The organism is Streptomyces sp. NPDC002088, from assembly GCF_040296605.1.
Classification (GTDB): Bacteria; Actinomycetota; Actinomycetes; order Streptomycetales; family Streptomycetaceae; genus Streptomyces.
In genome coordinates this window covers 263,874-284,926 of record NZ_JBEOXO010000006.1, presented here as the reverse complement: position 1 = coordinate 284,926, position 21,053 = coordinate 263,874, and the positions used below count along the sequence as shown (strand labels likewise).

Below are 21,053 nucleotides of genomic sequence, written 5' to 3'. Positions count from 1 at the left end.
TCACGACAACCGGCGGACCACGTAAGCCGCACCGCGGTCCGCCGGTTCCTCACCCACGTACTCCTGCCCCCGCATCTCGCACCACGCCGGGATGTCGAGCCGGGCCGCCTCGTCGTCGGAGAGGACCCGGACCGTGCCGCCCACCGGCACGTCGCCGATGACCTTAGCCAGCTCGATCACCGGAATCGGGCAGAGCTTGCCCAACGAGTCGACCACCAGGGCGTCCTCGTGCACGACCGCCGCGGGTGTCGGTGCGCCGAGCTTCTCGCGCACCGCGGCCACCGTCCCCGGCAGCACCGACAGGAACCGCTCGACCTCCTCCGCGGGCGTACCGAGCGGCAGCGACACCCGGACGTTCCCCTCACTCAGCACCCCCATCGCCTTGAGCACATGGCTCGGCGTCAGCGTGCTGCTCGTACAGGACGATCCGGACGAGACGGAGAAGCCCTCCCGGTCCAACTCGTGCAGCAGGGTCTCCCCGTCGACATAGAGACACGAGAACGTGACGACCCCCGGCAGGCGCCGCACCGCATCGCCGACCACCTCCACATCCGGTACGACCGACGGCACCCGCGTCCGGATCCGGTCCGTCAGCTCCCGCAGCCGTACCGCCTCCTGTTCGGCCTCGGCCCGCACCGCCCGCAGCGAGGCCGCCGCCGCCACGATCGCCGGGATGTTCTCGAAGCCGGCCGCCCGCCCCGACTCGCGCTCGTCCACCGGCCCTTGGGACGCGAACCGCACACCCTTGCGGACCACGAGCAGCCCGACCCCGGACGGTCCACCCCATTTGTGGGCACTCGCCGTCAACACCGACCAGTCGCCCGGCACCCGGCCCCAGCCCAGCGACTGCGCGGCATCCACCAGGAGGGGGACACCCGCCTCGCGGCACAGCTCGGCCACAGCTGCCACCGGCTGCTCGGTCCCCACCTCGTGGTTGGCCGACTGCAGGCAGGCCAGCGCGGTGTCCGGGCGCAGGGCTTCGCCGTACGTCTGCGCGGTCACCGCGCCCGTGCGCAGCACCGGCACCCGGGTCACCGACCCACCCGCAGCCTCGTGCACCTCGGCCGAATGGAGTACCGAAGAGTGTTCGACCGCTGACACGATCAGGTGGTCTCCGGCGCGCCGTCGGCCCGCCAGCGCACCCGCGATCCCCGAGTGCACCGCCCGCGTCCCGGAGGCCGTGAACACCAGCTCGTCCGCCCGGCACCCCACCGCCTCGGCCGCCGCCTCGCGCGCCGCGTCCAGCAACAACCGGGCCCGGCGTCCCTCGCGGTACAGCCGCGCGGGATCGGCCCACCCCTCGTCGAGCGAGGCCTGCAGGGCCTGGCGGGCAACGGGATGGAGGGGAGCGGCGGATGCGGCATCGAAGTAGGACACACCGCAACGCTAAGCCCCCCCGACGGGGCGCGGGGCTGTGACATTGCGCGGCTTCACAGCGTGGGCGGGATCGGCCCCGTCGGCCCGCGGCCGCCATACGAGAGTCCCCGGGCCACCGGGACGCCGAACCCTCCGTCAGAAGTAGCCCGGAGCCGGGCAACTCACCCCCTTCGGCTGACCGGGCGGCGCGTTGGCCACCCTCCCCGCGCGACCCCAAAACGCGTCCAGTAGGGTTTGGTCCGCATAAACATCCAAACCCCTGCCCGACGCAGGGCGGCGACCGACCAGCGAGAAGGCCGCAGCCGAACAGCGCGGGCGAGACTCTCGGGAAGGCGCTACGTGAGTCCCAACGGCTCCGACCGCTCGCCGCGGCGCCCGATGCGGCGGAAGCTGCTGCAGGCAATGACCGCGGGCTTGGTCCTGTCGACCGCCACCGGTTGCACATACAAGGACTTCCCCCGCCTTGGCATGCCCACCCCGGTCACAGAAGAGGCTCCGCGGATCCTCTCCCTCTGGCAGGGCTCGTGGGCGGCCGCGCTCGCCACCGGCGTGCTGGTCTGGGGCCTGATCCTGTGGGCGACCATCTTCCACCGGCGTAGCCGCACCAAGGTCGAGGTTCCTCCGCAGACCCGGTACAACATGCCGATCGAGGCGCTGTACACGGTGGTCCCGATCATCATCGTCTCGGTGCTGTTCTACTTCACCGCCCGCGACGAGTCGAAGCTCCTCAGCCTCGACAAGAAGCCCGACGTCACGGTCAACGTTGTCGGTTACCAGTGGAGCTGGGGCTTCAACTACATCGAGAACGTCGACGGTTCCACCGGTGACGCGAAGACCGACAAGAACCTGGCCGCCATTCCGGACCGGTTCAAGGACGCCTTCCCGGCGAACGCCGGCGGTGTCTACGACGTCGGTACGCCCGGTACGCGTAACCCGCAGACCAACAACCCCGGTCCGACGCTGTGGCTCCCCAAGGGCGAGACCGTCCGCTTCGTCCTCACCTCGCGTGACGTCATCCACTCCTTCTGGGTGGTGCCGTTCCTGATGAAGATGGACGTCATCCCGGGCCACACGAACTCCTTCCAGGTGACCCCCAACAAGGAGGGCACCTTCCTGGGCAAGTGCGCCGAGCTGTGCGGCGTCGACCACTCCCGGATGCTGTTCAACGTGAAGGTCGTCTCCCCTGAGCGTTACCAGCAGCACCTCAAGGACCTCGCCAAGAAGGGGCAGACCGGTTACGTTCCCGCCGGCATCGCGCAGACGAGCCACGAGAAGAACCGGGAGACGAACAACCTGTGAGCATCGTCAACGAACCTCAGGGCGCCGCGGCGGCTGAAGCCTCGTATTACGAGGATGAGCTGCCCGTACGGCGCAAGCAGCCCGGAAATGTTGTGATCAAGTGGCTCACCACCACTGACCACAAGACGATCGGCACGCTGTATCTGGTCACGTCGTTCGCGTTCTTCTGCATCGGTGGCGTGATGGCGCTGCTCATGCGCGCCGAGCTCGCCCGGCCGGGTCTGCAGATCATGTCGAACGAGCAGTTCAACCAGGCGTTCACGATGCACGGCACGATCATGCTGCTGATGTTCGCGACGCCGCTGTTCGCCGGCTTCACGAACTGGATCATGCCGCTGCAGATCGGCGCTCCGGACGTCGCCTTCCCGCGGCTGAACATGTTCGCCTACTGGCTGTACGCGTTCGGCTCGCTCATCGCGGTCGGCGGCTTCCTCACCCCGCAGGGTGCGGCCGACTTCGGCTGGTTCGCCTACTCCCCGCTGTCGGACGCGGTCCGCAGCCCGGGCATCGGCGCCGACATGTGGATCATGGGTCTGGCCTTCTCCGGCTTCGGCACCATCCTCGGCGCGGTCAACTTCATCACCACGATCATCTGCATGCGTGCTCCGGGCATGACCATGTTCCGCATGCCGATCTTCGTGTGGAACGTGCTGCTGACCGCCGTCCTGGTCCTGCTCGCCTTCCCCGTGCTGGCCGCGGCCCTGTTCGCGCTGGAGGCAGACCGTAAATTCGGCGCCCACGTCTTCGACGCGGCAAACGGCGGAGCCTTGCTATGGCAACACCTCTTCTGGTTCTTCGGCCATCCAGAGGTGTACATCATCGCGCTACCGTTCTTCGGCATCGTCAGTGAGATCATCCCGGTCTTCTCCCGTAAGCCGATGTTCGGCTACATGGGTCTGATCGCCGCGACGATCGCGATCGCGGGTCTGTCCGTGACGGTGTGGGCGCACCACATGTACGTCACCGGCGGTGTGCTGCTCCCGTTCTTCTCCTTCATGACGTTCCTCATCGCCGTGCCAACCGGCGTGAAGTTCTTCAACTGGGTCGGAACGATGTGGAAGGGGTCGTTGAGTTTCGAGACCCCGATGCTGTGGGCGGTCGGCTTCCTGATCACCTTCCTCTTCGGTGGTCTGACCGGCGTCATCCTGGCCTCGCCGCCGATGGACTTCCACGTCTCGGACTCGTACTTCGTGGTGGCGCACTTCCACTACGTCGTCTTCGGCACCGTCGTCTTCGCGATGTTCGCCGGCTTCCACTTCTGGTGGCCGAAGTTCACCGGCAAGATGCTCGACGAGCGCCTCGGCAAGATCACCTTCTGGACGCTGTTCGTCGGCTTCCACGGCACCTTCCTGGTCCAGCACTGGCTGGGTGCCGAGGGCATGCCGCGTCGTTACGCGGACTACCTGGCCGCCGACGGCTTCACCGCCCTGAACACGATCTCGACGATCAGCTCGTTCGTCCTCGGCCTGTCGATCCTGCCGTTCTTCTACAACGTGTGGAAGACGGCCAAGTACGGCAAGCCGGTCGGCGTCGACGACCCGTGGGGCTACGGCCGCTCGCTCGAGTGGGCGACGTCCTGCCCGCCGCCGCGGCACAACTTCCTCACCCTGCCGCGGATCCGCAGCGAATCCCCTGCGTTCGACCTGCACCACCCTGAGATCACCGCTCTCGAGCAGCTGGAGCACGGCGGCCACGGCGGCGGCGCCATCACGGGCGGCAAGGAGGCCGGTAAGTGAAGATCCAGGGCAAGCTCTTCATGTGGCTGAGCGTCTTCGTCCTCGCCATGGCGGTCGTCTATGGCGTGTGGTCGAAGGAGCCGGCCGGTACGACGGCCCTCTTCCTGGCCTTCGGTCTGTGCATCATGGTCGGCTTCTACCTGGGCTTCACGGCCCGGCGGGTCGACGCGGGTGCCATGGACAACAAGGAGGCGGACGTCGCGGACGACGCCGGCGAGCTGGGCTTCTTCAGCCCGCACAGCTGGCAGCCGCTGTCGCTCGCCGTCGGCGGTGCCCTGGCCTTCCTGGGTGTCGCGATCGGCTGGTGGCTGCTGTACTTCTCCGCCCCGCTGATCCTGATCGGCCTGTGGGGCTGGGTCTTCGAGTACTACCGCGGTGAGAACCGCACCCAGTAACACGCGCAGCACGACCGGGAGCCCGGATACTCCGCCAGGAGTGTCCGGGCTCCTGTGTTTGCCGGACATCGGGTCCCTCTTCCGGCTTACCCAACGCGCCGGTGCCGACGAAGCTTCCTAGCGTGAAGCCATGAGCCACTCACCCCGCCCCCGCACCGTCGTCAGCTGCACGCTGCTGGTGATCGCCCTCTGCGCGGGCGTCACCGCTTGCGGCTCGGACGGAAATCCGCTCTCCGCCCGGCCCTACGACGCGGCCGAGGAGATCGCCTTCAACGGCCTGTCCACCGACGGGAAGAAGGCGGACCCGGACAAGCCCCTGGAGGTCACCGCCGAGAGCTCCGACGGGCGTCTCACGGACGTGACGGCGGTCGACGCGTCCGGCCGCTACGTGGCCGGCGAACTCTCCGCCGACGGCAGCCGCTGGCACAGCACCGAGCCGCTCGCCGCCAACGCCCGCTACACGGTGCGGGTGAGCACCGAGGACGACGACGGAGCGCCCGGCCGCAAGACCCTCACCTTCGACACCGGCAAGCCCACCACCAAGAAGAGCGTGGACGTCACCTTCGGCCCCAAGGCGGGCCAGTACGGCGTCGGCCAGCCCATCACCGCCCAACTCGGCATGCCCGTCAAGGACAAGGCCCAGCGGGCCGTCGTCGAACGGGCCCTCAAGGTGGACTCCACCCCCGCCGTGGAGGGCGCCTGGCACTGGGTGAACGACAAGGAACTCCACTTCCGCCCCAAGGACTACTGGCCCGCCCACGCCACCATCCAGGTGCACAGCAACCTGGAGGGCATCAAGGTCGGCGACCGTCTGTGGGGCGGCAAGGCCGCGTCCCTCAAGCTCACCACGGGCGACAGCATCATCGCCGTCACGGACGCCTCGGCGCACTCGATGAAGGTCTACAAGAACGGCGCGGAGATCAACCAGATCCCCGTCACCACCGGCAAGCCCGGCTTCGAGACCCGCAACGGCGTCAAGGTCGTACTGGGCAAGGAGTACTTCGTACGGATGCGCGGTACCACCGTCGGCATCGCCGAGGGCACCTCGGACTCGTACGACCTGCCCGTCTACTACGCCACCCGCGTCACCTGGAGCGGCGAGTACGTCCACGCCGCCCCCTGGTCCGTGGGCTCCCAGGGCTACGCGAACGTCAGCCACGGCTGCACCGGCATGAGCACCAGCAACGCCGAGTGGTTCTACGACACCATCCACGAGGGTGACGTCGTCCAGGTCGTCAACTCGTACGGCCACGAGATGGAGACCTTCGGCAACGGCTTCGGCGACTGGAACCTCGCCTGGAAGAACTGGCGCACGGGCAGCGCCCTGGTGGGCGGTACACCGGAGGGCCCGACGGCGGCGGACCGGGCCAGGCTGAGGCCGCAGGACGTATGAAACCTGCCTAGGAGCAGCAGACCCGAGGGGCGCGGGGCCGCATCGCTATGCGGCCCCGCCGCGTGGGCGCGACCAGCCGCGACCGGCCCGCAGTCGGCGTAGCACCTCGCGCCCCGAACTCCTAGGCGCTCAGCAGCCTCTTCTGCCGCAACAGAGAAGCCAACGCGCCCGCGAACTCCCCCGGATCCACCGGAAGCGTCACAGCCGCGTCTGCACGGCTCCACGTGGCCAGCCACGCGTCCTGCGGCCGTCCGATGAGCACAAGCACCGGCGGGCAGTTGAAGACCTCGTCCTTGATCTGCCGGCACAGGCCCATGCCGCCCATCGGCACGGCCTCGCCGTCGAGTACGCAGACGTCGATCCCGCCCTGGTCCAGCTCCCGCAGCACCGCTGCCTGGGTGGCGCATTCCACGAACTCGACCACAGGCACGTCCGGAGCGGGCCGGCGACCGGCCGCGAGCCGCACCTGTTCGCGGGTGTTGGAATTGTCGCTGTAGACCAGCACCGTGGCGGTCGGCTGCATGCTTCCTCCGAGACGTCAGCGTCGTACGGACAGAACCGATGCGGCGGATGCTACTCCCTTGAACAGCTTGTCAACACCTGTTGGAACACCGCTTCGATGGGCCATACGGGCAGTACACACGGTAGGAACACTCCGAACGGCACCCCCCGGAGTGAGGGCGGGATAAGGGACCGACATAATGTCGGTCGTGGCGACAGCAACGACAGTAGAAACCGGGCACGCGCACCCGTCGGTCAACCGGCCGAACCTCACCAGCGTCGGAACCATCATCTGGTTGAGTTCCGAGCTGATGTTCTTCGCGGCCCTCTTCGCGATGTACTTCACCCTGCGATCGGTGACGGGACCCGACCACTGGAAGGAAATGGCGTCCGCCCTGAACTTCCCGTTCTCGGCGACGAACACCACGATCCTGGTGCTCTCCTCCCTCACCTGCCAGCTCGGCGTTTTCGCCGCCGAGCGCGGTGACGTGAAGAAGCTCCGGGGCTGGTTCATCATCACCTTCATCATGGGCGCGATCTTCATCGGCGGTCAGATCTTCGAGTACACCGAGCTGGTGAAGAAGGACGGGCTCTCGCTCTCCTCCGACCCGTACGGCTCGGTGTTCTACCTGACCACCGGCTTCCACGGCATGCACGTGACGGGCGGCCTGATCGCCTTCCTGTTCGTCCTCGGCAGGACGTACGCGGCCAAGAGGTTCACCCATGAACAGGCGACCGCGGCCATCGTCGTGTCCTACTACTGGCACTTCGTCGATGTCGTCTGGATCGGCCTCTTCGCCACGATCTACATGATCAAGTAGCCGGGCCCGACCCGCGCACAATCCAGAAGCATCGACGCAGAAGATCCTGACACCGGGGTAATCCGTGAAAAAGCTCTCCGCACGACGACGCCATCCGCTGGCGGCGGTCGTCGTCCTACTCTTCGCGCTGGCGGCCACTGGGGGGCTGTACGCCGCGTTCGCGCCTGCGACCAAGGCGCAGGCCGATGACACCTCCCAGTCCCTCGCCATCGACGAGGGCAAGAAGCTCTACGCCGTAGGCTGCGCCAGCTGCCACGGCACCGGCGGTCAGGGCACCTCCGACGGTCCGAGCCTGGTCGGCGTGGGCTCCGCCGCTGTCGACTTCCAGGTCGGCACCGGCCGTATGCCCGCGGCGACCTCCGAGGGCCCGCAGGTGGTGAAGAAGAAGAACATCTACAGCCAGGCCGAGATCGACCAGCTCGCGGCGTACATCGCCTCGCTGGGCGCCGGCCCGACCGTCCCGACCTCGGCGCAGTACGGCCCCGAAGGCGCGGACATCGCCAAGGGTGGCGAGCTCTTCCGCACCAACTGCGCGCAGTGCCACAACTTCACCGGCAAGGGCGGTGCCCTGACCAAGGGCAAGTTCGCGCCGGACCTCGAGGGTGTGGACCCGAAGCACATCTACGAGGCCATGCAGACCGGCCCGCAGAACATGCCTTCCTTCCCCGACACCACGCTGTCGGAGCAGAACAAGAAGGACGTCATCGCGTACCTGAACGCGGTCAACAGCGATGAGACGAACAACCCCGGCGGTCTCGAGCTGGGCGGCCTCGGGCCGGTCACCGAGGGTCTGTTCGCGTGGATCTTCGGTCTCGGCGCCCTGATCGCGGTCGCCGTCTGGGTCGCCGCTCGGACCGCAAAGGCCAAGAAGTCATGAGTAGCCAAGACATTCCAGAAGAGAACCTGCCCGCTGAGCAGGACCACACGCACGGCGCCGTAAGCGTCGCGGACGAGAAGCACCCGTTCGCCGACCCGGGGCTGCCGCCCCACGAGCACCGGATCCAGGACATCGACGAGCGGGCCGCCAAGCGGTCCGAGCGTGCGGTCGCCTTCCTGTTCACGCTGTCGATGCTGGCCACCGTCGGCTTCATCGCCTCGTACGTGGCGATCCCGGCCGACAAGTCGATCTTCGTGTTCCCGATCGGTCACCTCAGCGCGTTGAACTTCGCGCTGGGTCTGACGCTGGGCACGGCGCTGTTCACCATCGGCGCGGGCGCGGTCCACTGGGCCCGCACCCTGATGTCCGACGTGGAGGTCGCCGACGAGCGCCACCCGATCGAGGCGTCGCCCGAGGTCCGCGCGAAGGTCCACGCGGACTTCAAGCAGGGCGCCAAGGAGTCGGCGCTCGGCCGCCGCAAGCTGATCCGCAACACGATGTTCGGTGCGCTGGCCCTGTTCCCGCTCTCCGGCGTCATGCTGCTGCGCGACCTCGGCCCGCTGCCCGGGACCAAGCTCCGCCACACCCTGTGGTCCAAGGGCAAGCTGCTCGTCAACATGAACACGAACCAGCCGCTGCGTCCCTCGGACGTGGCCGTCGGCTCGCTCACCTTCGCCAAGCCCGAGGGCCTGGAGGAGAACGACGAGGAGTTCCAGACCGAGATCGCCAAGGCGGCCCTGATGATCGTCCGGCTCCAGCCGGACAACATCAAGGACAAGCAGGAACTCGCGTGGTCGCACGAGGGCATCGTGGCGTACTCGAAGATCTGCACCCACGTCGGTTGCCCGATCTCCCTGTACGAGCAGCAGACGCACCACGTGCTGTGCCCCTGCCACCAGTCCACCTTCGACCTGTCCGACGGCGCCCGAGTGATCTTCGGCCCCGCCGGTCACGCCCTGCCGCAGCTCCGCATCGGCGTGAACGACGAGGGCTACCTCGAGGCGCTCGGCGACTTCGAAGAGCCCGTCGGTCCTGCATTCTGGGAGCGCGGATGAGCACTACGACCAGCACCGAGTCCCGCTCTCGCGGGAAGGCACCGGCCGGCGAGAAGATCGCCGACTGGGCCGACGGACGGCTCGGGATCTACTCCCTGGCCAAGTCCAACATGCGCAAGATCTTCCCCGACCACTGGTCGTTCATGTTGGGCGAGGTCTGCCTCTACACCTTCATCATCATCATCCTCACGGGTGTGTATCTGACGCTGTTCTTCCACCCGTCGATGAACGAGGTGGAGTACCACGGCAGCTACGTCCCGCTGCAGGGACAGCTGATGTCGGAGGCGTTCAGCTCGACCCTGCACATCTCCTTCGACGTGCGCGGTGGTCTGCTCATCCGGCAGATCCACCACTGGGCGGCGCTGATCTTCCTCGCCGGCATGTTCGTGCACATGATGCGCGTGTTCTTCACCGGCGCGTTCCGCAAGCCGCGTGAGATCAACTGGCTGTTCGGCTTCCTGCTGTTCGTCCTGGGCATGTTCACCGGCTTCACCGGTTACTCGCTCCCGGACGACCTGCTCTCCGGCACCGGTGTCCGCTTCATGGAGGGCGCGATCCTGTCCGTGCCGATCGTCGGCACGTACCTGTCGTTCTTCCTCTTCGGCGGCGAGTTCCCGGGCGGCGACTTCGTGGCCCGCTTCTACTCGATCCACATCCTGCTGCTGCCGGGCATCATGCTCGGCCTGGTGGTCGGCCACCTGATCCTGGTCTTCTACCACAAGCACACGCAGTTCGCGGGCCCCGGAAAGAGCAACAAGAACGTCGTCGGCATGCCGCTGCTGCCGGTCTACATGGCCAAGGCCGGAGGCTTCTTCTTCCTGGTCTTCGGTGTCGTCGCGGCCATCGCGGCGATCGCCCAGATCAACCCGATCTGGGCCATGGGCCCCTACCGTCCGGACCAGGTGTCGACCGGCGCCCAGCCCGACTGGTACATGGGCTTCTCCGAGGGCCTGATCCGCTTCATGCCGGGCTGGGAGATCAACCTCTGGGGTCACACCCTCGTCCTGGGTGTGTTCGTTCCGCTGATGATCTTCCCGCTGGTCCTGGTCGCGATCGGCGTCTACCCGTTCATCGAGGCCTGGATCACCGGCGACAAGCGCGAGCACCACATCCTGGACCGTCCGCGCAACGCCCCGACGCGGACTGCGCTCGGTGTGGCCTGGATGACCTGGTACCTGGGTCTGCTCGTCGGTGGCGGCAACGACCTGTGGGCCACGCACTTCCACCTGTCGATCAACTCGATCACCTGGTTCGTCCGGATCTTCTTCTTCGTCGGACCGGTCATCGCGTTCCTGATCACCAAGCGGATCTGCCTCGGCCTCCAGCGCCGGGACCGGGACAAGGTGCTGCACGGTCGCGAGACCGGCACCATCAAGCGCCTGCCGCACGGTGAGTTCATCGAGATCCACGAGCCGCTCAGCCAGGAGCAGCTGCACACCATCACGGCGCACGAGCAGTACCAGCCGCTCGAGATCGGCCCGACGGTCGACGAGAACGGTGTCGAGCGCAAGGTGAAGGGTTCCGAGAAGTTGCGCGCCAAGGTCAGCAAGGCGTACTTCAACGAGGACAGCCAGATCCCGAAGCCGACCGTCGACGAGTACAAGGAGATCACGAGCGGCCACGGCCACCACTGATCGCTGCGCTCGCCACGCGCACAGAAGGGCCCCGTCCGGTCTTCGGACGGGGCCCTTCGCCGTGCCCGGCGGATGGATAGGCTGTAACCAGCTTGTACGTGTCTACGAACCAGGAGCGGCTGATGAGCGCTGTGACCCCCGCTGGAGGCGACACCGCGGCGGGCCGTTCCTGGCCCGCGGTACTGAACGGTCTGCTGGAGGGCCGCGACCAGAGCGCGGAGAACACCGCCTGGGCGATGGACCGGATCATGCGCGGCGAGGCGACCGACGCGCAGATCGCCGGGTTCGCGGTGGCGCTGCGGGCCAAGGGCGAGACCGTCGAGGAGATCACGGGCCTCGTCCGGGCCATGTACGAGCACGCGAACGTGATCCAGGTGCCGGGCGCCACCGTCGACATCGTCGGTACGGGCGGCGACGGCGCGAAGACGGTGAACATCTCCACGATGTCCTCGATCGTCATCGCCGGCACCGGTGCCAAGGTCGTCAAGCACGGCAACCGGGCCGCGTCGTCGGCGTCGGGTGCCTCGGACGTCCTGGAGAAGCTCGGGGTCAATCTCGAGCTGACGCCGAAGCGGGTGGCGGAGGTCGCCGAGGAGGCCGGGATCACCTTCTGCTTCGCGGTGAAGTTCCATCCGGCGCTGCGTCATGTGGCGGCGGCGCGCGGTCAGTTGGGCATCCGGACGGTGTTCAACTTCCTGGGTCCGCTGACCAACCCGGCGAAGGTGAAGTCCCAGGCGATCGGCGTCGCCGATCTGCGCATGGCGCCGATCATCGCGGGCGTCTTCGCCGAGCGCGGCAACTCCTCGCTGGTGTTCCGCGGCGACGACGGCCTCGACGAGCTCACCACGACGTCCACCTCCCGGGTATGGGTCGTCCGGGACGGCAAGGTGAGCGAGGAGGCCTTCGACCCGCGGGACGTCGGCATCGAGCTGGTGCCGGTGGAGGCGCTGCGGGGCGCCGACGCGTCGTTCAACGCGGACGTGGCGCGCCGGTTGCTCAACGGCGAGACCGGCCCGGTTCGGGACGCCGTCCTGCTGAACTCGGCGGCGGCGCTGGTGGCGCTGGAGCCGGGCTCCGGGACGCTGGCCGAGCAGATCCGCGCCGGCATGGCCAAGGCGGCGGAGGCGATCGACTCGGGCGCGGCCAAGCGGACGCTGGAGCGCTGGGTGGCCGTCAGCAACGCGTAGCGGATGTGAGTGCGGTCCCGTAATCCGGACACGAGTTGCGGGACCGCGATCACTTCACGTACTTTCCTCTTCAGGTCATGAGTGACAGTCATGAGGCCCCGGCCGACTGTCCGGCAACCCTCCGTCCGTGGCGGGGTGCCCCGGGTGAAGACCAGGCCGTAGGCAGTGAGGTCTACGGCAAGCGCGGACCCCTCGCAAACCAGGGGTCCTGGTCGTCGAGGGAGCCTTCCGTGAGCAAGCGAATGCGATAGGGCGTAGAGCCCCGCCTCCGCATACCCCTTTCACCTTTCTCCGTGCTTGAGCCGTACCTGCTCGCGCGGTGATTCCTCTTGCTTCTCACAGGAGTTCACCATGTCCGTCTCCACCGCTGCCGCCGACCAGTCGCTTTGTGCCCCGCTGCCCGTTCTGGGCCGGGATGTCACCGTCCCGCTCGTCACGGGCGGCGAAGTCACCTACGCCGCGCTCGACTACGCGGCCAGCGCCCCCGCCCTCCAGCGCGTCTGGGACGACGTGGCGGCGTACGCCCCGTACTACGGCAGCGTCCACCGCGGCGCCGGCTACCTCTCCCAGCTCTCCACGGACCTCTTCGAGAACGCCCGCAGGACCGTGGCGGAGTTCCTCGGCTGCCGTACCGGCGACCAGGTCGTCTTCACCCGGTCCACCACCGACTCCCTCAACCTCCTCGCGGCCGCGCTGCCCGCCGACTGCCAGGTCTTCGTCTTCGAGACCGAGCACCACGCCTCGCTGCTGCCCTGGAAGGACGCCCGGGTCACCTACCTCGACGCCCCGCGCACCCCGCGTCAGGCCGTCGAGACCCTGGAGCGCGCCCTCGCCGACCGCGACCCCTACGGCCCGGCCCTGGTCTGCGTCACCGGCGCCTCGAATGTCACCGGCGAGCTGTGGCCCGTACGGGAGCTGGCCGCGGCCGCCCACGCGCACGGCGCCCGTATCGTCCTGGACGCCGCCCAGCTCGCCCCGCACCACCCGGTGTCGCTCCAGGACCTCGACGTCGACTGGGTCGCCTTCTCCGGCCACAAGCTGTACGCCCCGTTCGGCTCCGGCGTCCTGGCCGGCCGCGCGGACTGGCTGCGTGAGGCCGAGCCGTACCTGGCGGGCGGCGGCGCCAGCCGCAAGGTCACCCGGCGCGAGGACGGGGGAGTGGACGTGGAGTGGCACGAGAGCGCCGCCCGCCACGAGGCCGGCTCGCCGAACGTCATCGGCGCCTACTCCATCGCCTCCGCCTGCAAGGCCCTCACCGAGGCCGGCTTCGACACGCTCGTCGCCCGCGAACAGCACCTGATCGACACCGTCCGCGCGGGCCTCGCCGAGGTCCCCGAGGTCAGGATCCTGTCCCTCTTCGGCGACGACGCCCCGCGCGTGGGCGTGATCTCCTTCGTGGTGGAGGGCTGGAACAGCTCCCACTTCGCCGCGGCCCTCTCCGCCGAGTACGGCATCGGCGTCCGCGACGGCCTCTTCTGCGCCCACCCCCTGGTCCGCACCCTCCTGGGCAGCGACCCCCAGAGCCAGGGCGAGTGCGGCACCCCCGAGGCCGCGCCGGGCGAGAAGTCCCTCAACGCGATCCGGGTCAGCTTCGGCGCGGGCACCCCCGACGAGCACGTGGAGCGCTTCGTGAACGCGGTGAAGGAACTGGTCACGGACGGCGCGAAGTGGCAGTACCGCACGGAGGACGGCCGCTGCGTCCCGGCGGTCTGACCGGAAAGCTCCTACGAGGCGGTGTTCACGAGTCGAGACCGATCGCGAACGCCGCCTCGAGGTCATGCTGCGAATACGTACGGAAGGCGACGTGCGTGTCCGTGCCCTCCACCCCGGGGATCTTGCTGATCCGGCCCGGGATGACCTCCGCCAGATCCTCGTGCTGCCGCACCCGCACCATCGCGATCAGGTCGTACGTGCCGGTGACGGAGAAGACCTCGCTCACGGAGTCCAGCGCGGCGATCGACTCCGCGATCTCGGGAATCCGGTCCACGCTGGTCTTGATCAGGACGATCGCGGTGATCACGGCTGGTTCTCTCCCTCGGGGGCCGGAACTGGGGCGGACTTCACTCTAGTGGTACGGCCGAACCTGGCCCACGCGTACAAGAGGCCCAGGCCGAAGCCCACCAGGTGGGCCAGGTAGGCCACGCCGGGGCCCTGGGCGGCCCGGCCCGCCGCCACCCACTGGAGGGCCGCCCAGAAGGGCAGCACGACCCACGCCGGGAAGCGCAGCGGCAGGAAGAACAGGAACGGCAGGAGACTGGTCACCCGGGCCCTGGGAAACAGGTACAGGAACGCGCCGAGGACCGCGGAGATCGCCCCGGACGCGCCGACCAGTGACTGTCCGGAGCCGGCGTTGGCGGCCGCGTAGCCCAGGAGGGCGAGGTAGCCGCAGCCGACGTAGAACAGGGTGAACTCGACGCGGCCCATCCGTTCCTCGGTCATCGCCCCGAAGACGTAGAGGAAGAGCATGTTGCCGAGCAGATGGATCCAGCTGCCGTGGACGAACAGGGCCGTGGCGGGCGTCAGGGCCTGTCCGGGGGCGTCCTGGAACAGCTCGGCCGGGACGACGCCCCAGTGCCGGAAATAGGTCCGCTGGGCGGCCAGGAGTTCGTCGCCGGTGCCGTACGCCGGGTTGAGGCCCGAGGCCGGGCCGATCGCGAAGATCAGGCAGCACAGGGCGATCAGTCCGTACGTCATCGGCGCCGACGGCTTCCGGGTCGCCCTGTCCGCGGTTCCGTTCCAGTTGCTGATCATGGACAGAGCATGACGTAACAGGACGCACTCGCACAGACCGCCTCGCCGCCGTGGACGGACGGGCGGCGAGTCCCCGCCAGGCCGTAGGGTTACGAGCCACACGCACCGGGGATCCCGGTGGTCACGGACACTAGAAGGAAAGCGAACAGTCACGATGACGGTCCCCCTGCCAACCGCCTCGACGCGGTGGCGCTGCACCCTGTGCGGCAATCTCACGCGTTTCGACGTGACCCGCTCGTCGAAGGTGGTGGAGTACGTCCACCTCGATCTGGCCGGTGAGCCGAAGGTCGAGGAGCGCGAGGTGGTCAGTGAGACCATCGAGTCGGTGCGCTGCCGCTGGTGCAACGCCGTGGATCAGGTGGAACTCGTGGACAGGCCGGGCGCCGGCTCCTGACAGGGAGCGGCCCCGCACAGGTATTGGGGTGTGACGGATGGTGGAGACCGCAGGCGGGGGGCCGGGCGACGGCGCCGCCGAGGTGCTCGACCGTCCGCTGCCCGACGGCGTGCGCCGCCGGGTCGTACAGATCGTGTCGGACGGTTTCGGCGGACTGACCTTCGGTGAACTGCCCGCCCAGCTGCGGCAGTACGCCCGGTTCGCCCCGAACCGCCGGGCCAAGTTCGCGGGCAACGCCATGGCCGCGGCGCTGGAGACGGACACACTCTTCCGGCAGCGCATCGGCGAGAAGTTCAGAGAGGCGCAGCCGGAACTCGCCGGCGCCCTCGACTCCGGCTCGGCGCCCCCGGCCGCGGACCCGCTGGACGTGGCGGCCGCGGCCTATGTGCTGCGGCCCACCGGCTGGGTGAAGCTGGTGACCGCGGCCGGCGAGGAGGCCCTGCGCGCGGACGCCGAGCGGGCCGACGAGGAGAGCCGGGCCGAGCTGGAGCGGCTGCGCGAGGAGCTCGGCCGGGCCCGTGAGCAGACCCGGGCCGAGACCGAGCGGCTGCGGGCCGAGCTGGACACCTCGAAGCGGGAGGCCGAATCGCTTCACCGCAAGCTGCGTGCGGCCCTCAGCGACGTCAAGCGCGGTGAGGCGGCGCTGCGCAAGGTGCAGGGCGAGATGGAGGCCGTACGCACCGAGGCGCAGACGCAGGTGTCCGCCGCCGAGAGCGAGACCCGGCGCCTGAAGGGGCGCCTGGGTGAGGCGGAGGCCGCGCTGGAGGCGACCCGCAAGGCGGCCCGCGAGGGGCGCAGCGTCGAGGACATGCGGGTACGGCTGTTGCTCGACACCGTGCTCGAGGCGGCCCAGGGGCTGCGCCGGGAGCTGGCCTTGCCGCCCGTGTCCGTACGGCCCGCGGAGACCGTGGACGCGGTCGAGCCCGGGCGGATGACGCCGAAGGACATCGCCAACCGCGCGCTGTCCGAGGACGATCCGGCGATCCTCGACCAGCTGCTCGCGCTCCCTCAGGCGCACCTGGTCGTCGACGGCTACAACGTCACCAAGACCGGCTATCCGCAGATGCCGCTGGAGAAGCAGCGGTTGCGGCTGCTCGGGCAGCTCTCGCAGCTCGCCGCGCAGACCGGCGCCGAGGTCACCTGTGTCTTCGACGGCGCCGAACTGGCCGCACCAGTACTGCTCGCGCCGCCGCGCGGGGTCCGCGTGCTGTTCTCCAAGCCGGGCGTCACGGCCGACGAGCTCATCCGCCAGCTGGTGCGCGCCGAGCCGCCGGGCCGGCCGGTCATCGTCGCCTCGACCGACCGTGAGGTGGCCGACGGAGTGGCCCGGGCGGGGGCGCGGCCGGTGGCGTCGGCGGTCCTTCTCAAGCGGCTGTCCTGAACGTCAACATCCAGGTTTAATGCCCGAATTGACCGAACCGTCACGCAACGTAGCGTCAGGCGGGCATCACTGCATGTGAGTCGAGGGCAAAGAATGCGGTGCGTAACCGGGATTTTTCGCCAGGGGATTTGAACTGATCACAGAAACATCACTAAGGTCTGGCTTCGAATCTCCGTACGGGTGATCACTCACAAGAAGGAGCTCGTCTCCGTGGCGTCCCACCGTCGACCGAAGCAGCCGAGTCGTGCACGCGTGACCGTGCTGACCACCGCAGCCGCCGCCGCCGTCGTGCTGAGCGCCCAGGGCGCCAACGCCGCGCCGAGCGAGAAGCTGAGCAAGGACGAGGTCAAGTCCAAGGTCGACAAGCTCTACGAAGAGGCGGAGCAGGCCACCGAGAAGTACAACGGGGCCAAGGAGAAGCAGGAGAAGCTCCAGAAGGAGATCTCCACCATCCAGGACGACGTCGCCCGCGGTCAGGAAGAGCTCAACGAGCTGCGCGACAGCATAGGTCTGGCGGCCGCCTCCCAGTACCGCACCGGCTCCATCGACTCCTCCCTCCAGCTCTTCCTCTCGTCGGACCCGGACGACTACCTCGACAAGGCCTCCACGCTCGACCAGTTGAGCAGCCAGCAGGTCGAGTCGCTGAAGAAGATCCAGGAGAAGCAGCGCGAGCTCGCCCAGGAGCGCACCGAGGCCTCGGACAAGCTCAAGGACCTCGCCTCCACCCGTACCGAACTGGGCAAGAAGAAGAAGGAAGTCCAGGCCAAGCTCGCCGAGGCGCAGAAGCTCCTCAACACCCTGACGGCCAAGGAGAAGGCGGCCCTCGCGGCCGCCGACGCCCGCGCCAGCCGCTCCGCCAGCGACCGGGTGGACCTCGGCGACGACACCAGCGCCTCCAGCCGCGCCGCCGCCGCGTTCGCCGCCGCGCAGACCAGGCTCGGCCTGCCCTACGTCTACGGCGCCTCCGGCCCGTCCTCCTTCGACTGCTCGGGCCTGACCTCCTGGGCCTACGCCCAGGCCGGCGTCTCCATCCCGCGCACCTCGCAGGCCCAGGCCAGCGCCGGCACGCGCATCTACTCGCAGAGCGCCCTCAAGGTCGGCGACCTCGTCATCTTCTACGGCGACCAGCACCACGTCGGCCTGTACGCGGGCAACGGCCAGGTGCTGCACGCCCCGCGCACCGGCACCGTCGTGCGCTACGAGTCGATCAGCAACATGCCGTTCCAGTTCGGCGTCCGTATCTGACCCGGATCAGGCCGCTGGACCGCCCGATCGGGCGAATTGCGACACCGCCAACTGACCCCACGCCCCGCCTATGACCTGCGTCAGAGGCGGGGTGTCACGTTGTGTGCCCGCTGACGCCTTTGGCCGCCGCCTCGCGACGGGGCTACTGTCTGGCGCGTTTCCCCACACCGCCGTGGCACCTCCGCCCCGGCGCCCGGGGAGCAGTCCGTGTCCGCCAGCGGAAGGAGTGCGGTTTCCCGTGGGGTCCCATCGCCGCCTTGCACCATCCGGGTTCGACCGGGGTGCTGCCTGTGCAGCCCTCAGTGTCCTGTCCGCCGCCGCCGCCGCCCTCGGAGCCGTACCGGCGTCGGCCGCACCGCACGACGGCACCCGGGCCGAGGTGGACCGCCTCTACGAGGAGGCCGAGAAGGCGACCGAGTCCTTCAACAAGGCCGACGAGCGGGCCGACACCCTGCGCACCCAGGTGAGCAACGCCCAGGACCGGATCGCCCGGGAGCAGGAGCGCGTCAACTCCATGCGGGAGACGCTCGGTTCGCTGGCCGGCGCTCAGTACCGCTCCGGCGGCCTCGATCCCTCCCTGGCCCTGCTGTTCTCCGACGACCCGGCCGACTACCTCGACCGGGCCTCCGTCCTCGACCGCATCACCGCCCACCAGGCAGGGGAGTTGAAGGAGCTTCAGTCGGCCGTGCGTGAACTCAGCCAGGAGCGCGCGGACGCGACGCGGAAGCTGGCCGAGCTGGAGCAGAGCCGCAAGGCCGCGGCGAGCCACAAGCGGACCGTGGAGAAGAAGCTCGCCAAGGCACGGCAGCTGCTCAACTCCCTGCCGTTCGACGAACGCCTCGCTTTCGACCGGGCCTCCCGCTCCGGCCGTGTGGACCTGCCCGGGTTCGGCGGTGGCGCCCCGGCCACCGCCCGCGCGGCGTCAGCCGTCGCCGCCGCCCGTTCCGTGCTCGGCCGCCCCTACGTCTGGGGCGCCAACGGGCCCGGCGGCTTCGACTGTTCGGGCCTGATGCAGTGGTCGTACGCGCAGGCCGGGGTGCAACTGCCGCGCACCTCGCAGGCCCAGCGGTTCGCCGGGCACCAGGTCCCGCTCTCCCAGGCCCGGCCCGGGGACCTGGTCGTCTACCGGTCCGACGCCAGCCACGTCGGGATGTACGTGGGCAACGGCCAGGTGATCCACGCCCCCTATCCGGGCGCGCCCGTGCGCTACGACCCGGTGGGCATGATGCCGATCTCGTCGGTCACCCGGGTCTGACGCCCGGAGATTCACCGTACGATCGGAAGGATGGCTGGTCGAAGGCGGGCAATGAGATCCTCAGTGGTGGGGCTCTGTCTGCTGCTCGTCTCCCTGGTGGGGTGCGGCGGACAGCCCAGGGCCGACAGCGCGCGGGCCGAGGTGCAGCGGCTGCTGGACGAGCGGGCGACAGCCGTCCTCGACCACGACGAGTCGGCCTACCGCGCCACCGGCACCCGGGCAGGGTTCGCGAATCTGAAGTCGGTCCCGCTCGCGGCCTGGTCCTACCGGGTCACCGGCGTGCACCGCAGCGGGGGTACGGCCTCCGCGGACGCCGAGCTGAGCTACCGGGTCCGCGGGTACGACAAGGCGCCCGTCACCGCCGCCCGTGTCCTCGGACTGGCCCTCGACGCCGAAGGGCAGTGGCGCGTGACGTCCGACCGGCCCGCGAAGAAGGCCGGACAGCAACTGTGGGACCAGGGCACGGTGAGCGTCGTCCGGGGCGCGCACAGCCTGGTGCTGGGGGCCGGGCAGTCCGGTGAGCGGCTGCGTTCCTTCGCGGAGCTGGCCGACCGCGCCGTGCCGGCGGTGTCGTCGGCGTGGGGCACGGACTGGAGCGGGCACATCGTGGTGCTCGTGCCGAAGTCGCTGGAGGGTATGGCGGCGCTGCTGGCCTCGTCCGCCTCCTCCTACCGCGGGATCGCGGCGGTCACCACGGGCGAGACCGGCGGGCCGGCGAAGGCGCCCGCGGACCGGATCGTCGTCAACCCCGAGGCGTACAGCATGCTGGGCCCGCTCGGCCGGCAGGTCGTGCTCACCCACGAGACCACCCATGTCGCCACCCGCGCCCATACCAACGCGGCCACCCCGCTGTGGCTGTCCGAGGGGTACGCCGACTGGATCGGTTACCGCGGCACCGGGCGCACCGCGGCCCAGGCCGCGCCGGAGCTGGCGCGCGCGGTGGCCGACGGCCAGGTTCCGGCGGCGCTGCCCACCGACAAGGACTTCGGTTTCTCCGGGGACGCGACCGGGCTTGCGCAGGCGTACGAGGGCGGCTGGCTGGCCTGCCGGATGATCGCCGACCGCTGGGGCGAGGTCCGGCTGGGCGAGTTCTACCGGGCTGTGGGCACCCACAAGCAGCGGGCCGGGGCGGTCGAGGGCGCGATGAAGGACGTGCTCGGGACGACGCCGGAGAAGTTCACGGAGCAGTGGCGGGACTATCTGCGGGCCCAGTTCGGCTGAGCCCTTCGAGGTGTGCGACGGCCTCGGCGAGCCAGGCGCGCTCCGCCTGGCCCGTGGCCCGGGCGACCCGCAGCATGCCCTGCCGGAACAGGTCGTCCGTCTCCTCCGCCCGTACGGGCTCTCCGTCGCGGTAGAAGAAGCTCGCGGGCATCCGAAGGAACTCCAGGCGGCGGCGCAGCACCGCGGCCTGCTCCCGGGGGTCCGGCAGATGTCGTAGGAACGCCAGGACCGTGTTGAAGCGCACCTGGTCGGTGATCTCCGTCTGCTTGGGGTGCCTCAGCCGTTCCAGCAGGTCCTCGCGGCCGCGCTCGGTGAGGGACAGCATCCGGCGCGGGGCCGCGCTCGCGCCCTCCGCCATCCGCTGGTCGAGCTTGCCCGCGGTCACCAGGCGGGTGATCGCCGGGTAGAGGGCCCCGTCGCTGACCGGGCGGACATGGCCGCTCAGTGCGGTGACGCGCTCCTTCAGATCGTATCCGTGCAGGGGCTCTTCGGCCAGGAATCCGAGGATCGACAGCTCCAGCATCCGGTTCG

Annotated in this window: 20 protein-coding genes and 1 riboswitch; of the genes, 15 read left to right on the top strand and 5 right to left on the bottom strand. The window is 69.1% G+C overall.

Annotation, left to right across the window (positions count from 1 at the left end; genetic code table 11):
• Entirely contained in the window at positions 1–1,377 is a 1,377-nt protein-coding gene (locus tag ABT114_RS15665) for a cysteine desulfurase/sulfurtransferase TusA family protein (protein ID WP_351142707.1), read from the bottom strand.
• 339 nt (positions 1,378–1,716) lie between these two features.
• On the opposite strand from ABT114_RS15665, the gene ctaC reads away from it, so the two are divergent.
• The 4 genes from ctaC (at position 1,717) to ABT114_RS15645 (ending at position 6,200) form a co-directional block, all read left to right on the top strand.
• Positions 1,717–2,676 (top strand): aa3-type cytochrome oxidase subunit II, encoded by a 960-nt coding sequence (gene ctaC, locus ABT114_RS15660; RefSeq protein WP_351142705.1) that lies wholly within the window; start codon positions 1,717–1,719, stop codon positions 2,674–2,676.
• The gene (ctaD, locus tag ABT114_RS15655; protein ID WP_351142703.1) at positions 2,673–4,412 is read left to right on the top strand and encodes an aa3-type cytochrome oxidase subunit I; all 1,740 of its coding nucleotides are present in this window, start codon (positions 2,673–2,675) and stop codon (positions 4,410–4,412) included. Before ctaC ends, ctaD begins: the two co-directional genes overlap by 4 nt.
• Positions 4,409–4,807, top strand: a complete 399-nt coding sequence (locus ABT114_RS15650) for a cytochrome c oxidase subunit 4 (protein ID WP_351142701.1) — start codon at positions 4,409–4,411, stop codon at positions 4,805–4,807. Before ctaD ends, ABT114_RS15650 begins: the two co-directional genes overlap by 4 nt.
• Before the next feature lie 130 nt (positions 4,808–4,937).
• The gene (locus tag ABT114_RS15645; protein WP_351142699.1) at positions 4,938–6,200 is read left to right on the top strand and encodes a L,D-transpeptidase; all 1,263 of its coding nucleotides are present in this window, start codon (positions 4,938–4,940) and stop codon (positions 6,198–6,200) included.
• Positions 6,201–6,321: 121 nt separating this feature from the next.
• Here ABT114_RS15645 and ABT114_RS15640 read toward each other — a convergent pair whose 3' ends face one another.
• Entirely contained in the window at positions 6,322–6,723 is a 402-nt protein-coding gene (locus ABT114_RS15640) for a response regulator (RefSeq protein WP_351142697.1), read from the bottom strand.
• 178 nt (positions 6,724–6,901) lie between these two features.
• Between ABT114_RS15640 and ctaE the strand changes: the two genes are divergently transcribed.
• The 6 genes from ctaE (at position 6,902) to ABT114_RS15610 (ending at position 13,988) form a co-directional block, all read left to right on the top strand.
• Complete coding sequence (gene ctaE / locus ABT114_RS15635; RefSeq protein WP_351142695.1) at positions 6,902–7,522, top strand: aa3-type cytochrome oxidase subunit III; 621 nt, start codon at positions 6,902–6,904, stop codon at positions 7,520–7,522.
• A gap of 64 nt (positions 7,523–7,586) precedes the next feature.
• Positions 7,587–8,399 carry a cytochrome bc1 complex diheme cytochrome c subunit gene (qcrC, locus tag ABT114_RS15630; protein ID WP_351142693.1) on the top strand — a complete coding sequence of 271 codons (813 nt, stop codon included), beginning with the start codon at positions 7,587–7,589 and terminating at the stop codon, positions 8,397–8,399.
• Positions 8,396–9,454, top strand: coding sequence for a cytochrome bc1 complex Rieske iron-sulfur subunit (gene qcrA, locus ABT114_RS15625; RefSeq protein WP_351142691.1), 1,059 nt, complete (start codon positions 8,396–8,398; stop codon positions 9,452–9,454). Before qcrC ends, qcrA begins: the two co-directional genes overlap by 4 nt.
• Positions 9,451–11,088 (top strand): cytochrome bc1 complex cytochrome b subunit, encoded by a 1,638-nt coding sequence (gene qcrB / locus ABT114_RS15620; protein WP_351142689.1) that lies wholly within the window; start codon positions 9,451–9,453, stop codon positions 11,086–11,088. Before qcrA ends, qcrB begins: the two co-directional genes overlap by 4 nt.
• A gap of 122 nt (positions 11,089–11,210) precedes the next feature.
• On the top strand, positions 11,211–12,275 hold the full coding sequence (trpD, locus tag ABT114_RS15615) for an anthranilate phosphoribosyltransferase (RefSeq protein ID WP_351142687.1): 1,065 nt from the start codon (positions 11,211–11,213) through the stop codon (positions 12,273–12,275).
• A 73-nt stretch (positions 12,276–12,348) separates the two neighbouring features.
• Positions 12,349–12,465, top strand: a riboswitch (SAM riboswitch).
• A gap of 161 nt (positions 12,466–12,626) precedes the next feature.
• Complete coding sequence (locus ABT114_RS15610; protein ID WP_351142685.1) at positions 12,627–13,988, top strand: aminotransferase class V-fold PLP-dependent enzyme; 1,362 nt, start codon at positions 12,627–12,629, stop codon at positions 13,986–13,988.
• A 25-nt stretch (positions 13,989–14,013) separates the two neighbouring features.
• Here ABT114_RS15610 and ABT114_RS15605 read toward each other — a convergent pair whose 3' ends face one another.
• Both ABT114_RS15605 and ABT114_RS15600 read right to left on the bottom strand, forming a co-directional pair.
• Positions 14,014–14,295 carry an Lrp/AsnC family transcriptional regulator gene (locus tag ABT114_RS15605; protein WP_037737028.1) on the bottom strand — a complete coding sequence of 94 codons (282 nt, stop codon included), beginning with the start codon at positions 14,293–14,295 and terminating at the stop codon, positions 14,014–14,016.
• Complete coding sequence (locus ABT114_RS15600) at positions 14,292–15,026, bottom strand: rhomboid family intramembrane serine protease (protein ID WP_351142683.1); 735 nt, start codon at positions 15,024–15,026, stop codon at positions 14,292–14,294. The genes ABT114_RS15605 and ABT114_RS15600 overlap by 4 nt, the downstream gene beginning before the upstream one ends.
• A gap of 154 nt (positions 15,027–15,180) precedes the next feature.
• On the opposite strand from ABT114_RS15600, the gene ABT114_RS15595 reads away from it, so the two are divergent.
• The 5 genes from ABT114_RS15595 (at position 15,181) to ABT114_RS15575 (ending at position 20,522) form a co-directional block, all read left to right on the top strand.
• Positions 15,181–15,420 carry a hypothetical protein gene (locus ABT114_RS15595; RefSeq protein WP_037719539.1) on the top strand — a complete coding sequence of 80 codons (240 nt, stop codon included), beginning with the start codon at positions 15,181–15,183 and terminating at the stop codon, positions 15,418–15,420.
• Between the two features lie 37 nt (positions 15,421–15,457).
• Positions 15,458–16,801 carry an NYN domain-containing protein gene (locus ABT114_RS15590; protein ID WP_351142681.1) on the top strand — a complete coding sequence of 448 codons (1,344 nt, stop codon included), beginning with the start codon at positions 15,458–15,460 and terminating at the stop codon, positions 16,799–16,801.
• 210 nt (positions 16,802–17,011) lie between these two features.
• On the top strand, positions 17,012–18,046 hold the full coding sequence (locus ABT114_RS15585; RefSeq protein WP_351142679.1) for a C40 family peptidase: 1,035 nt from the start codon (positions 17,012–17,014) through the stop codon (positions 18,044–18,046).
• 238 nt (positions 18,047–18,284) lie between these two features.
• Positions 18,285–19,301, top strand: a complete 1,017-nt coding sequence (locus tag ABT114_RS15580; protein ID WP_351142677.1) for a C40 family peptidase — start codon at positions 18,285–18,287, stop codon at positions 19,299–19,301.
• Positions 19,302–19,331: 30 nt separating this feature from the next.
• On the top strand, positions 19,332–20,522 hold the full coding sequence (locus ABT114_RS15575) for a hypothetical protein (RefSeq protein ID WP_351142675.1): 1,191 nt from the start codon (positions 19,332–19,334) through the stop codon (positions 20,520–20,522).
• On the opposite strand, the gene ABT114_RS15570 is transcribed toward ABT114_RS15575, so the two are convergent.
• Positions 20,479–21,045 carry a PadR family transcriptional regulator gene (locus tag ABT114_RS15570; protein ID WP_351142673.1) on the bottom strand — a complete coding sequence of 189 codons (567 nt, stop codon included), beginning with the start codon at positions 21,043–21,045 and terminating at the stop codon, positions 20,479–20,481. The two genes, ABT114_RS15575 and ABT114_RS15570, sit on opposite strands and share 44 nt — an antisense overlap.
• Positions 21,046–21,053 lie beyond the last annotated feature (8 nt).

What these genes read in the sequence shown, in the direction of transcription:
- qcrA (WP_351142691.1), top strand. Translation starts at nt 8,396, where the DNA reads ATGAGTAGCCAAGACATTCCAGAAGAGAACCTGCCCGCTGAGCAGGAC.
- ABT114_RS15570 (WP_351142673.1), bottom strand. Translation starts at nt 21,045, where the DNA reads ATGCTGGAGCTGTCGATCCTCGGATTCCTGGCCGAAGAGCCCCTGCAC.
- ABT114_RS15640 (WP_351142697.1), bottom strand. Translation starts at nt 6,723, where the DNA reads ATGCAGCCGACCGCCACGGTGCTGGTCTACAGCGACAATTCCAACACC.
- qcrB (WP_351142689.1), top strand. Translation starts at nt 9,451, where the DNA reads ATGAGCACTACGACCAGCACCGAGTCCCGCTCTCGCGGGAAGGCACCG.
- trpD (WP_351142687.1), top strand. Translation starts at nt 11,211, where the DNA reads ATGAGCGCTGTGACCCCCGCTGGAGGCGACACCGCGGCGGGCCGTTCC.
- ABT114_RS15610 (WP_351142685.1), top strand. Translation starts at nt 12,627, where the DNA reads ATGTCCGTCTCCACCGCTGCCGCCGACCAGTCGCTTTGTGCCCCGCTG.
- ABT114_RS15595 (WP_037719539.1), top strand. Translation starts at nt 15,181, where the DNA reads ATGACGGTCCCCCTGCCAACCGCCTCGACGCGGTGGCGCTGCACCCTG.
- ctaE (WP_351142695.1), top strand. Translation starts at nt 6,902, where the DNA reads ATGTCGGTCGTGGCGACAGCAACGACAGTAGAAACCGGGCACGCGCAC.
- ABT114_RS15600 (WP_351142683.1), bottom strand. Translation starts at nt 15,026, where the DNA reads ATGATCAGCAACTGGAACGGAACCGCGGACAGGGCGACCCGGAAGCCG.
- ABT114_RS15645 (WP_351142699.1), top strand. Translation starts at nt 4,938, where the DNA reads ATGAGCCACTCACCCCGCCCCCGCACCGTCGTCAGCTGCACGCTGCTG.
- ABT114_RS15590 (WP_351142681.1), top strand. Translation starts at nt 15,458, where the DNA reads ATGGTGGAGACCGCAGGCGGGGGGCCGGGCGACGGCGCCGCCGAGGTG.
- ABT114_RS15575 (WP_351142675.1), top strand. Translation starts at nt 19,332, where the DNA reads ATGGCTGGTCGAAGGCGGGCAATGAGATCCTCAGTGGTGGGGCTCTGT.